General features: G+C 44.9%; 10 protein-coding genes. 9 read left to right on the top strand and 1 reads right to left on the bottom strand.

From position 1 onward, the window contains the following. Positions 1-5: 5 nt before the first annotated feature. From QZ735_RS06625 to QZ735_RS06590, 8 genes are all read left to right on the top strand, one after another. Entirely contained in the window at positions 6-1,244 is a 1,239-nt protein-coding gene (locus QZ735_RS06625) for an FtsW/RodA/SpoVE family cell cycle protein (protein WP_294245943.1), read from the top strand. Positions 1,245-1,324: 80 nt separating this feature from the next. After that, on the top strand, positions 1,325-2,443 hold the full coding sequence (gene murG, locus QZ735_RS06620) for an undecaprenyldiphospho-muramoylpentapeptide beta-N-acetylglucosaminyltransferase (RefSeq protein WP_294245889.1): 1,119 nt from the start codon (positions 1,325-1,327) through the stop codon (positions 2,441-2,443). 69 nt (positions 2,444-2,512) lie between these two features. Then, positions 2,513-3,871: a UDP-N-acetylmuramate--L-alanine ligase gene (gene murC / locus QZ735_RS06615; protein WP_294245887.1), complete on the top strand. Its 1,359-nt coding sequence runs from the start codon at positions 2,513-2,515 to the stop codon at positions 3,869-3,871. A 42-nt stretch (positions 3,872-3,913) separates the two neighbouring features. Continuing rightward, positions 3,914-4,870 (top strand): cell division protein FtsQ/DivIB, encoded by a 957-nt coding sequence (locus QZ735_RS06610; RefSeq protein ID WP_294245884.1) that lies wholly within the window; start codon positions 3,914-3,916, stop codon positions 4,868-4,870. Positions 4,871-4,928: 58 nt separating this feature from the next. Then, positions 4,929-6,326, top strand: a complete 1,398-nt coding sequence (ftsA, locus tag QZ735_RS06605) for a cell division protein FtsA (protein ID WP_294245881.1) — start codon at positions 4,929-4,931, stop codon at positions 6,324-6,326. An 81-nt stretch (positions 6,327-6,407) separates the two neighbouring features. Further along, positions 6,408-8,330 (top strand): cell division protein FtsZ, encoded by a 1,923-nt coding sequence (gene ftsZ, locus QZ735_RS06600; RefSeq protein WP_294245878.1) that lies wholly within the window; start codon positions 6,408-6,410, stop codon positions 8,328-8,330. A 99-nt stretch (positions 8,331-8,429) separates the two neighbouring features. Continuing rightward, complete coding sequence (locus tag QZ735_RS06595) at positions 8,430-8,876, top strand: GatB/YqeY domain-containing protein (protein WP_294245876.1); 447 nt, start codon at positions 8,430-8,432, stop codon at positions 8,874-8,876. 383 nt (positions 8,877-9,259) lie between these two features. After that, positions 9,260-9,670, top strand: coding sequence for a BrxA/BrxB family bacilliredoxin (locus tag QZ735_RS06590; RefSeq protein ID WP_294245873.1), 411 nt, complete (start codon positions 9,260-9,262; stop codon positions 9,668-9,670). A 212-nt stretch (positions 9,671-9,882) separates the two neighbouring features. Here the strand turns inward: QZ735_RS06590 and QZ735_RS06585 are convergent, their stop codons facing one another. Next, positions 9,883-10,950: a phosphatidylinositol-specific phospholipase C1-like protein gene (locus QZ735_RS06585; RefSeq protein ID WP_294245870.1), complete on the bottom strand. Its 1,068-nt coding sequence runs from the start codon at positions 10,948-10,950 to the stop codon at positions 9,883-9,885. A 330-nt stretch (positions 10,951-11,280) separates the two neighbouring features. On the opposite strand from QZ735_RS06585, the gene QZ735_RS06580 reads away from it, so the two are divergent. Beyond that, positions 11,281-12,798: TonB-dependent receptor plug domain-containing protein (locus QZ735_RS06580; protein ID WP_294245866.1), on the top strand; the 1,518-nt coding region annotated here is incomplete at its 3' end.

The raw sequence follows: 12,798 nt of genomic DNA, 5'->3' as shown, positions 1-12,798 counted from the left end.
ATATGATGAACGAACAAGATACAGAAAACAGATTTGAATTCCTGAAGGGCGATAAAGTACTTTGGATGGTCATTCTTGTGATCTCCATTTTCTCTATCTTCCCGGTATATTCTGCAAGTTCGAATCTGGAATATATTGTCAATAACGGGACCACCACAGGTCACGTTATCAAACATATGTTCTTCGTTGTCTTGGGATTAGGCATTATGAGGGTGGTAGGAATGGTAAAATATGAATATATAGGGAAGCTTAGCAGTATTCTGCTCGGGCTTATGATTGTCCTGTTGATCGTTACCATGTTCACCGGACAGACCATCGACGGGGCCAGTGCCTCCCGGTGGCTGAAAATCCCCGGAACCCCTATTTCCTTTCAGCCGTCTTCCTTTGCATTTCTCATGCTCATCATTTACCTGTGCCGGTACCTTACGAAAAAAATTACCCGGGAAAGACTGCCGATTGAAAACATCATGTACATCTTCGGCCCGATTTTACTGGTTTTTGTGCTGGTGGCAAAAGATAACGGATCCACGGCACTGATGATTCTTATGGTTTCCGTAATTGTGCTGATTGTAGGACAGCTCCACTGGAAATATATTGCAGGTTTCATTTCATCGTCATTCGTGGCGATTGTGCTGTTCCTGGTTATTGCCCTGAATAGCAATCTGATCGGTGGGAACAGGGTGCATACCTGGATGAGCCGTATTGAGACGTTTACGTCCAGCAAAGCCAAATCGGCTGATGTGGATGACGAAAGTGTGAAGGCTAAAAACTACCAGGTGATGCAGGCCAAAGCAGCCATCGTACACGGAGGGATTACGGGGATGGGCCCCGGGAAAAGTGCCCTGAAGCAAATGCTCCCGCAATCGGCTTCCGACTTTATCTTCGCCGTCATTGTTGAAGAATACGGTGTGATAGGTGCCGCTTTCCTGGTCAGTCTGTACCTGATTATGATGATCCGGATTGTCATGATCGCCAGTAAGATGCCGGCCTTCTTCGGATCTCTGCTGGTGCTGAGCCTCGGCGTGATGATCTTCGTACAGCTGTCGGTAAATATTGCCGTTGCCGTCAATCTGATTCCGGTTACCGGGCAGCCGTTACCGCTGATCAGCTACGGAGGGACGTCCATGCTGGTAACCTACCTGCAGCTTGGCATTATTTTAAATATCAGCTCCAGGATCCAGATTTATGATGAAGAGGGAATGGGTAAGAAACAGAGCATTGCGGAAATCAATGACATTGCATAACCAGGTCTGAAACAAATAAAATAGATAGGGCAGGTGGAAGTCCTGCCAGAATATAAAGTCAATTTTAACAGAGATAAAAAATGAATAACAAACCAGCCGGCAGCCGGCAGCCAGCAGCCATCCGCGTTTTACTTTCAGGCGGAGGAACCGGAGGACATATCTTCCCGGCTATTGCCATTGCAGACGAAATCAGGAAACGGTTTCCGGAAGCTGAGTTTTTATTCATCGGGGCCAACGGTAAAATGGAAATGGAAAAAGTTCCACAGGCCGGTTATTCCATTAAAGGCATTGATATTGCCGGGATCAACAGGGGGAACCTGCTGTCCAATCTGGGACTGCCGTTCAAAATTTTAAAAAGCCTGTCCCGCTCAAAAGCACTGATCAAAGAATTTGCTCCCGACTTTGCCGTAGGGACCGGCGGTTTTGCCAGCGGGCCTGCGCTTTATGAAGCCGGGAAACTGGGAATTCCCTTTTTTATACAGGAGCAGAATGCCCATGCCGGAGTAACCAATAAAATATTAAGCAAAAAAGCCAGGGCCGTATTTACCGCCTATCCTGAAGTGGAAGGTTTTCCGCCTGATAAAATACAGTTTCTGGGAAATCCCATCCGTTCTTCCATTGTAACCGGAATGCAGGATACGGCATCCGCAAAGGAAAAAATGGGATTGGATAAAAACAAACTGACCATCCTTTCCGTCGGAGGTTCACTGGGTTCCAGAACCCTGAACAACGGCTGGAAAGAAAATCTTCAGAAACTTGAGGAAAAGGGCTGCCAGCTGATCTGGCAGACCGGAAAAACGGATTATAATGAACTGTCTTCCACTCTCCGGCTTCCGGCTTCCGTTCAGTTGAAAGAGTTCATTAAGGATATGGAAACCGCTTATTCTGCAGCAGATATCATCGTTTCCAGGGCAGGAGCCATTGCCATCTCTGAACTGGCAGTAGCACAGAAACCGGTAGTCCTGGTTCCTTTTCCGTTTGCTGCAGAAGACCATCAGACCAAAAATGCACTGAATCTGGTGGAAAAAAAGGCTGCCATGATGGTAAGGGACAGTGAAATGCAGGAAAAGTTCTGGACTACATTATCAGACCTCTGCGATCATCAGGAACTCAGGAGAGAGATGTCTGAAAATCTTAAATATTTTGCCAGACCGGATGCGGCAGAAGAGATTGTAAACGAAATAATAAAGAAACTATAAAAGGTATAGCGTAACAGCAGTAACAGAAAATATACATTTTACAGTATAAAAAAATACATAGCGTAATTAATGAAAATTTTAGAAACTTATCAGAATTTTTACTTCGTCGGGATCGGAGGGATCGGAATGAGTGCTTTGGCACGCTATTTCCATGCTTCCGGCAAAAATGTTTCCGGATACGATAAAACGGAGACCCTACTTACCCAGGTTTTAATGAGCGAAGGGATTGATATTGTTTTTGAAGATGTCATTGACGAAAAAATAACCATGCTTCATCAGGAAAATACACTGGTGATCTATACGCCTGCCATAAAAAAACTGGGCATCCTGGATTATTTTAACGAAAAACGCTTTGAAGTTCTGAAGCGGGCAAAAGTACTGGGACTGATTACCGAAAATACAGACTGTATTGCAGTAGCAGGAACCCATGGAAAGACCACGACCTCTACCCTGATTTCTCATCTTTGCAAAGAGGCAGACCTTCCGTTTTCCTGCTTTTTAGGCGGGATTTCCGAGAATTTCAGATCCAATTTCCTGTACAACGGCTCACAGTATTCCGTAGTGGAAGCAGATGAGTATGACCGCAGCTTTCTGAACCTTTCCCCGGACTGGGCTATTATTACTTCCACCGATGCAGATCATCTTGATATCTACGGTGATAAAGATACAATTGAAGAAGGGTTCCGCCAGTTTGCGGCACTGGTTCCCGATGACCGGCAGCTGTTGGTAAGGAAAGGAAGCGGGATCGGAAGGCCTCATCTTACGTATGCCGTAAATGAAGAAGCGGATTATTATTCGGATAATCTCCGGATGATGGGTGACAGCCTGTACTTTGATTTTCACACACCCGGAGAATCGGTAAAAGATTTCAGCTGGGAACTTCCCGGAATTCATAATATTGAAAATGCCACAGCTGCATTGGCCGTTATGCACAAGTTGGGCGTCGGTTTTGAGACCCTGAAAAAGGCCATTGCCGGATTTAAAGGCATCAAAAGGCGATATACCAGGCATAATTATGAAAACGGCAAAATATACATTGATGACTATGCCCACCATCCCACGGAAATCAATGCCGTGGTAAGCTCCATACGGACGTTTTATCCGGACAAGAAACTGCTGGTGGTCTTTCAGCCGCATCTCTTCAGCCGTACCCGCGATTTTGCGGACGGATTTGCCGAAAGCCTGAGCCAGGCTGATGAACTGATTCTTCTGGATATTTATCCGGCAAGAGAAATTCAGGAAAATTTTGAAGGAATTACTTCCGGGTGGTTGTTAAAAAAAGTAACTTTAGATAAGAAGGAATGTTCAGCACTGCCGGATGCCCTTGACAGGATAAAAGAAAAGGATTTCCATATCCTCCTCACGGTAGGGGCAGGAAACATCGATACGCTGTACAGCCCCATTTGTAAATGGATGAGTGAAAACTAAAAAATAAAAAAGCTTTGTGAACTTAGTGTTCCCATAAAGAAAATGAAAAATAAATACAGAATATTAAAAATTGCCGTTACCGTGATTCTTCTCGGGTTTCTGCTGAGCTTCTCCCTGAAGAAGTTCAGTGGCCAGCCTATTACGGATGATAAAATTTCTGTAAAAATGAATGAAAAAACACCGGTATATTTTGTTGATGAAAAAGACATCCGGGAGATTGTGAAGAAGCAAAACCCTTCCGGAAAAGTAGGGGAACTGAATATCCCTGCGCTGGAAAAGAAAATCAATGCGCTGCCGGCAATAGACAGTGCCAATGTCTATCTGAATCTGAACGGTAAACTGAATCTGGATATTAAACAGCGGGTGCCGGTATTCAGGCTGAATAGAGACGGGAATGATTTTTATGTTGACGGAAAAGGAACCGAGTTTCCTATTTCAAAAACCTATTCCCATCCCTGTATGCTGGTAACGGGAGATGTAAAAAGAAATGAATATGAAAAGCTGGCGGAACTCGTAGAAAAGATCGATAATGACGATTTCAGCAAGAAATACTTTATCGGGATCTCCAAGGACAACGGCAATTATAACCTGCTGACCAGCGAAGGGAATTACAAAGTGGAAATCGGGGACCTGGACAATATCGAGTTCAAGGTGAAGGGGTTCAAAACTTTTGTTGAAAAATACCTGGTGTATCAGGATCCGGCAAAATACAGTATGGTGTCTGTAAAATACCAGAACCAGATTGTAACCACCCTGAATCCTTATTTCAAGGAAAACGACAGTATCCTGAAAGCAGGAAACAAGGAATTGGCCAAAGCTCCGGCTCTTGCCCCTTTAAAGAAAACGGAGGAAAAGCCGAAAGCCGAAAGCATAAAAAAAGAAACGCGAAAAGCTGCCGTCCGGAAAAAAGAGAAAACCCGGCCGAAGGAAACTAAAAAACCGCAGGCCAAAGCTCCGGCTGTAAAACCAAAACGGAAGGCCACTGTAAAAATAGAATAAAAACAAGGATCAAACCTTATTAGCGAAGCAAATAATAAAAAATCAAATCGATATAAAAATGGAAAATCAAGAGTATTCAGTAGGTCTGGACATCGGGACAACGAAGATTGTCGCGATTGTCGGAAGGAGGAATACACACGGGAAAATAGAAGTTCTCGGTGTAGGAAAGGCTAAGAGTCTTGGTGTTCACAAAGGTATTGTGAATAATATTTCACAGACCATTAATTCAATCAAAGCTGCTGTTTCTGAAGCACAGTCCAGCGCAGGAGTCCCGATCCGTAAAGTTACGGTAGGAATTGCCGGGAAACATATCCGTTCCCTGCAGCACTCCGATTATATTATGCGTGAACATCCGGATAAGTTTATTACAGATGACGATATAGAAGCCCTGAAAGACCAGGTCAAGAAACTGGTGATGCTTCCGGGAGAAGAGATTATCCATGTCCTGCCTCAGGAATACAAGGTAGACTCCGAAGGGGAAATCCAGGAGCCGGTAGGGATGCACGGAAAACGTCTGGAAGCCAATTTCCATGTGGTGGTAGGCCAGATGGGAAGCATCCGCAACATTGCCAGATGCGTGCGGGAAGCCGGATTGCAGATGGAGGCCCTTACCCTGGAGCCGCTTGCCTCTTCGGAAGCTGTTCTTACCAAAGAAGAAAAAGAAGCCGGAGTAGCCATCGTAGATATCGGTGGCGGTACTACCGATATTGCTATATTCAAAGATAATATCATCCGTCATACCTGTGTCATCCCTTACGGCGGCGGGATTATTACGGAAGATATTAAAGAAGGCTGCTCTATTATAGAGAAGCATGCCGAGCAGCTGAAAGTGAAATTCGGATCTGCCGTTCCGGAACTGGAAAAAGACAGTACGTATGTCACGATTCCCGGACTCCATGGCAGGCCGGACAAAGAAATTTCACTGAAAACTCTTGCTCAGATCATCAACGCCAGGGTAGAGGAAATCCTGGAAATGGTAAACACTGAACTGAAAGCATACGGCGCTTTTGAGCAGAAGAAAAAACTGATCGCAGGTATCGTTCTTACCGGTGGCGGGTCCAACCTGAAACACCTGAGGCAGCTGGCCAATTATACCACAGGATTCGATAGCAGAATAGGTTTTGCAAATGAGTATATTGCGAATGATAAAAATCAGTATCTTAAAGGTCCCGAATATGCCACCTCCATCGGGTTGCTGATGGAAAGTCTTAAGATAAGGGACAAAAAACAGAATGCGGAGATGCAGGAAGTAATCGAAGAACAGGCGCAGGCCGCTGCTGCTGCGGAAACAACCGCTGCAACGCCTGTTGAACCGGTATCCCATCCTGAACAACAGGAGGAGGCTGTACAGCAGCAGGAAACCATCAGCGAGCAACAGAAGAAAAGAGCAGCGAAACTGACTTTCGGGCAGTCGCTGATGGAAAAAGTAAAAAAATTTTTTGAAGAAGTAGAGTAAAATTATAAATGGTGCAGGTAAGCGGTGTACAATCTTCTTATCATAGTCATCAGTCAATTATAATTATAAAAGAATATAGTTATGGAAAATTTAGGGTCTCAGGGATTTTCATTTGATTTGCCAAAAGGAAATTCATCAATCATAAAAGTAATCGGTGTAGGCGGCGGCGGAAACAATGCTTTGAAACACATGTACGAGAAAGGAATTCACGGGGTAGACTTCGTGATCTGTAATACGGATGCCCAGACGCTGGACAATAATCCGGTTGCCAATAAGGTGCAGCTGGGAACTACCATTACCGAAGGCCTCGGTGCCGGGGCAGATCCGGAAGTAGGGGAGAAATCGGCTATTGAAAGCATTGAGGAAATCAAAGCCGCGATGGGGCAGAATACCAAAATGGTATTCATAACGGCCGGTATGGGCGGCGGAACCGGAACCGGAGCGGCTCCCGTTATTGCTAAAGTAGCCAAAGATATGGGAATCCTTACCGTAGGAATCGTTACTGTCCCATTCAGCTTTGAGGGAAAAAGAAGGCTGGAACAGGCGGAAAACGGGCTCGATAAGCTAAGGGATAATGTAGATTCCCTGATTGTCATCAATAATGATAAACTGAGACAGCAGTTCGGTAACCTGGGATTCAAGCAGGGCTTCTCCAAAGCGGATGAGGTCCTTACCAATGCAGCCAAAGGAATGGCTGAGGTGATTACCGGATATTTTGATGTAAACATTGACTTCCGGGATGCCAAATCCGTGCTTCAGAATTCCGGGACAGCTCTGATGTCCACAGGAATGGCTTCCGGTGAAAATAAGGCCGAAGAAGCAGTCAGAAAAGCATTGGATTCTCCGCTGCTGAATGATAACAAGATCATCGGTGCCAAAAATGTACTCCTGCTGATCAGAAGCGGTGCCGAAGAAGTAACCATGGACGAGATCGGAATCATTATGGACCACATCCAGAAAGAAGCCGGTAATACGGCAGACATTATCTTCGGGGTAGGTGCGGATGAAGAACTCGGCGATTCTGTAAGCGTACTGGTTATTGCCACCGGATTTTCCAATGATAACAAGAAATTTTCCGGACCTACGGAAAAAATAAAAATCAGCCTGAATGATACTTTCGACAGCCAGAAAGAATCACCTTTTAAAACCAGGGACCAGAGAGATTCCGTTTCAGGGCACAGCCATGATTTCGGCGGTAAAAATGTATTCAGGCTGGATGATGAAGACCATGATACCCCGCTGTTCGGTTCTTCTTCTTCTGAAAAAAAAATGACTATTGAAGACGATTCCGTAGAAACAAGGATGCAGTTCTTTGATAAACAAGAAGATACGGACCAAAGCTTTACACAGCACTGGAATCAGGAGGAAAATCAGGAAGAATCCTACAGCCTGTTTACCAATGACGATGAAAGCGATGACCCGAATGATCTTGAGATACAGTCTTTCCGTTTTGATGTGGACAGCAAAAAAGAAGACCCGCAGCATAATGCTTCTTTCGGGAATTCCTATTCTCAGGAAAAGCCGGTGGAATTCAGCTTCTTTGTTCATGAACCTCAGGCAAATGAGCCAAAGTCAGATTCCGGCCAGCCGAAAGCAGAACTGTCCTCACACCAGGTCAGCCATCTCACGGAAGAACCCCTGCAGAAGGTAGAATATTTCTTCAACCACCTGAAAGAGGAAGCTGTTGAGGAAAAAGAGACCTTTGCCGAACAAAGACAGGAGCCCGAATCACAGCCAGCTCCGGACACCGAATTTACGTTTGTCAATAAAACGGCAGACCAGGAAAGGATAGTGGAAAGAAGAAACAAGCTGAAAGAATTCAATTCACGCTATCAGAACTTCGACAGTTCCAGTGAATTTGAATCGGTTCCTGCCTTCAAGAGAAAGAATATTTCCATAGACGGAAACAATGCTTCAGAACAGAATATCAATACCTACCTGTCTGACAACAATGGTTCCATGCAGATCCGTGAAAACAGGTTTTTAAATAAAGACGTTGATTAACAATATAACAATGTATCAATGTATCAATGTATCAATGCAACAATATTTATCATTGTACTGGTAAACCGTTACATTGATCCATTGTTAAATTAAAAAAATATGAGTTTAGAAAATACCATAAGCGAGGCTATAAAAACGGCTATGAGAGCCAAGGACAGGGTAGCCCTTGATTCCCTACGTGCTGTAAAATCCCAGATTTTGCTGCTGAAAACAGAAGCCTTAGGGAAAGAAATCACGGAAGAACAGGAAATTGCGATTCTTCAGAGAATGGTAAAACAACGTAAAGATTCCTACGATCAGTTTACTGCGCAGGGAAGAAACGATCTTGCCGAAGTGGAGGAAGCCCAGATGAAAGTCATTGAGCAATTCCTGCCAAAGCAGCTGTCTGCTGAAGAATTGGAGGCTGAAATTAAAAATATCATTGCTGAAACCGGAGCAGCATCCGGAAAAGACCTGGGAAAAGTAATGGCTGCAGCCTCAAAGGCACTGGCCGGAAAGTCCGACGGAAAAAGCATCTCTGAAACAGCGAAAAGACTGCTTTCATAAAAAGACCGGCCGGGTGTTGAGCAAAGTCCCCGGCCGTTAACAGGATCCTTCAGGATGCTCAACCTTTGCTTATCGATTTGATTAGAAAGCCCGGACTGAAAAGTTCCGGGCTTTTTTTATTCCGCAGCTTCTGCTGACGGCCGGAGCGGGAAGCAGAGATACCTCGAAAGAGAATAAATGTTTTTTCGTATAGATTTGTTTTTAGAATCATTTCAAAATTACTATTTATTTTTTAATATTAACGTTTTTTCGATTAATAAAACGGGTTTGTGTTGAATTATTTTCATTTTGTTCATTTCATTTGCCAAAAAAAGCGATAGTTTTTATATGTTGACCACAAATAAAGAATTGCTTAAATTTGTATCTGATTTAAAAACAAAAATATGTATCCAACAGATTTAGTACTGCCGATGAAGGCTGAACTTACAGATAAAGGTTTTGAAGATTTAACAACGCCTTCACAGGTGGAAGATGCCCTTAAGCAATCAGGAACTACCCTTTTAGTTATTAACTCCGTATGCGGATGTGCGGCAGGTGCTGCAAGGCCGGGTGTCGTATATTCCCTTACAGGCGATAAAAAGCCGGATCACCTGACTACTGTTTTTGCAGGTTTTGATACAGAGGCTGTAGTGGAGGCCAGAAAACATCTCGCGCCATTCCCTCCAAGTTCCCCATGCGTTGCTCTTTTTAAAGACGGCGAACTGGTGCATATGCTGGAAAGACACCACATTGAAGGAAACCCTGCCGGTGCTATTGCAGCTAACCTTCAGGCTGCCTATGATGAATATTGCTAAAAAACGAATTTCATACAGAAAGCCGCTACCGTATCGTAGCGGTTTTTTTATGCTGTAAATACGTCATCCGGTCTGTACATCCACCGGAATCAGAAGTTTATGAATGCTTATTTTCACGGCTTCGTATCCCGGGGCCTGCTCTCTGGAGTTCACAGAAAAGACCACCGGGAGCCGGCAGCCTTTTCCTATCAATCTAATCGTAAAAAATGTTTCTATTTTCCGTTCACGGGGTTGCTTCTCTCAAACATTCCATTGTCAAAGCTGATCTTGTAAGCCGACGGGAAAAGTGAGCTGGGCTGATAATAATCGGTGGTAATAATCTGGGCACCGCTGGCTTTTGCTTTTTCAAACCTTGAATAATCCTCTTTTCTTGCCTCCATGGTATCCGCATCCGCACGGGTCCGTACAATATATCCCTGTTTTACCAAACCGGAAATTTCGGGACCGGGCTCGTTTCTGAAGAGAACGGCAGATTCAGGTGTTCCCGGCGCTGAATCGGTGAATACCATTCTTCCCTTTAAAGAAGGATGAGATTTTATATAGAGATCCCTGTTTTCGCTGTTGTTATCCAGAACGAAAAGAAACTTTCCTCTTGCTGCATCTACGGTAGGCCAGTTATTGTGGATCACTGCTTCATTAAGGGTTTTGTAAGATCCGCGGACATCATCCGGGGTCATGATCTTGTTCCTGCCCAGATATTGTACGAGCTCATGGTCAAGGTCATCAAACAATTGCGGGGTATAATGTTCAGGCTCTGTTCCGAAGCGGTTGACGGTTCCGTCTTTAGGTTCCAGGGTGATGAAGACAGGCGTGTGGCCGGGATGCGCATCAGACCATTTTTTCAGGTCTTTCAGGCAGTCTTCCAGCGTGTAATACCAGGTCTGGTAATCAATATCAGTGATGTGGATCATTTTGAAACCGGGCTTTTTCATCTTGCCTTCCGGATCAAACGGTTCAGAGGTCTTCACCAGGTCAAGGATTTTCGGATGGGCATATTTACCGCCTTTGCTGTCTGCATACACGTCAATCTCGAGGTTCCGTAATCCCAGGTCCAGTTGTTGCGGGACAGGAATATGTTCATACTGTATCCGCGGCAGCACATGCATTGAGTCTTTTTTCGAAAGATAAGCATAGACTTCCGGGAGGATTGCTCTCTTATAGGAATTATGGGAACCGATCACCTGTATCGCATTGATCTTTACTTTATCCGGCCTTTTTACCTGCGCCAGGAAGAATTCCGGTGCGGCGAGACTTGCACAGATCAGAACAGCCTTTTTCATAACGTCATTTTTTGAAAGGTAAAATTAATGAGGTTGCTGGCATCCTTTTGTACAGATGGTGTTAATTCTTTTTTAAGGTTATGTGAATCCCGGAAAATGGTTTGTCGCAACGGTCTGATTATCTGAGGACTTTATTTTCCCTTTTTGAGACCATTGATGTTTTTTTGATTTTAAAATAATATTGGGTTAAAATGATTTCGCAAAGGATGCTTTTACTTTGTGTGCCGAAATAAAAACGAACGTGCTTAAACGAGAAACCGCCGTTGCGGCAACAACAGCGGAATTTTTCACCAGGCAATGTAATGTCATGCAATTACTTTACTTAATGATATGTATCACAAATTTAATTTTTTTACGGTTAAAAAACTAATCCCTGTCGCATTACTTTTTCTGGCAGGCCATCAGGTGTATGCCGGAGAATGTGCGGCGCTCCGTTCTATATCGTACCGTATCGGTGAAACCATTACGGGAACTGTCACGGATCAGGACGGCTCAGCAGTAGAGGGCGCAAAAATCACAGTGGTGGAAACGGGGGTTTCTACTTTATCCGATGCTTCCGGAAACTTCAGTATTGAAGCTGCAGCGGGACAGACGCTATCCGTTTCCTATGAAGGTTATGAGATACAGCAGACCAGGATTACAGGAACTACGGTTTCGGTAAGCCTCAGGTCTAAAAAATCGGCTACTTCCATTGAAGAAGTAACATTGGTAGGATACGGAACACAGAAAAAATCAGATCTTACCGGCGCCATCAGCCAGCTGAAAGCGGAAAACTTCAGGGACGGGATGAATATCTCCGTAGATAACCTGATGCAGGGGAAAATTGCCGGCGTCCGTATCGTGCAGTCGAGCGGCGAGCCGGGTGCGGGAATCAATGTATCCATCAGGGGTATCGGTTCTATCCGGAGCGGGAGCACGCCCCTTTTCGTCGTTGATGGGGTTCCGCTGAATAACGATCCCGTAAGTGCGGCCGGCCCCAATATCGGGCTTGGGAATGCCCAGGCCAAGAATCCGCTGAACTTCCTGAACACTTCCGATATTGAGTCTATCACTGTGCTGAAAGATGCCTCTGCTGCCGCTATTTACGGAGCCAGAGGATCAAACGGAGTCGTTCTCGTAACGACTAAAAAAGGAAAAAAGGGAGATCCTCTTTTTACCTATGATACCTATCTGGGCTTTTCCTCCGTTATCAGGAAACTGGATCTGCTTACAGCCGGTGAATACCGGGCTGCCGGCATCAACAAAGCATATGACCACGGCGGAAATACCGACTGGCAGGATGAAATCTATAGAAATGCCGTGTCCCAGAACCATTCCGTGTCATTCTCAAAAGCCACGGAGACCGGAAATTACTTCGCTTCCCTTTCCCATATGGATCAGGATGGTATCGTGCTGAACAGCAGCTTCAAAAGAACGACGGCCCGTATAAATGCGGAAGAATCTTTCTTTGATAACAAGAGGTTAAAGGTAAAGTTCAACCTTACAGCCAGCGACATCAGGGAAACCGGGATTCCGAACGGAGCCAATGCCGGATCGGACGGGCAGGTCATTATCCATGCCCTGATGGCCAATCCCACCCGTTCCGTATATGATGAGAAGGGGAGTTATACGAACTTCAATATGAATGCCCATTACAATCCCCTGTACCTGCTGAGCGTGTATGAAGATAAAACCAATACCCTGAGGGTGCTCGGAAACACGGAGGCCACCCTGAGGATCCTGCCGGGGCTGAATTATAAGTTCAACCTGGGTATCGATAAAAGCATCTCCGAAAGAAATACCACCATGTATCCGAACCTTACGGACCGGACGCCGAAAGGAGCGTATGTACAGGCCAATACCGATTCC

The sequence above is a fragment of the uncultured Chryseobacterium sp. genome (genome assembly GCF_913776365.1).
GTDB lineage: Bacteria > Bacteroidota > Bacteroidia > Flavobacteriales > Weeksellaceae > Chryseobacterium.
Note: the sequence above shows the minus strand (reverse complement) of the source record. Positions and strands in the feature narration are given on the sequence as shown.

Bases quoted from the DNA above. Each gene is read 5' to 3' on its own strand.
- QZ735_RS06625 (WP_294245943.1), top strand. From the start codon at position 6: ATGAACGAACAAGATACAGAAAACAGATTTGAATTCCTGAAGGGCGAT.
- murG (WP_294245889.1), top strand. From the start codon at position 1,325: ATGAATAACAAACCAGCCGGCAGCCGGCAGCCAGCAGCCATCCGCGTT.
- murC (WP_294245887.1), top strand. From the start codon at position 2,513: ATGAAAATTTTAGAAACTTATCAGAATTTTTACTTCGTCGGGATCGGA.
- QZ735_RS06610 (WP_294245884.1), top strand. From the start codon at position 3,914: ATGAAAAATAAATACAGAATATTAAAAATTGCCGTTACCGTGATTCTT.
- ftsA (WP_294245881.1), top strand. From the start codon at position 4,929: ATGGAAAATCAAGAGTATTCAGTAGGTCTGGACATCGGGACAACGAAG.
- ftsZ (WP_294245878.1), top strand. From the start codon at position 6,408: ATGGAAAATTTAGGGTCTCAGGGATTTTCATTTGATTTGCCAAAAGGA.
- QZ735_RS06595 (WP_294245876.1), top strand. From the start codon at position 8,430: ATGAGTTTAGAAAATACCATAAGCGAGGCTATAAAAACGGCTATGAGA.
- QZ735_RS06590 (WP_294245873.1), top strand. From the start codon at position 9,260: ATGTATCCAACAGATTTAGTACTGCCGATGAAGGCTGAACTTACAGAT.
- QZ735_RS06585 (WP_294245870.1), bottom strand. From the start codon at position 10,950: ATGAAAAAGGCTGTTCTGATCTGTGCAAGTCTCGCCGCACCGGAATTC.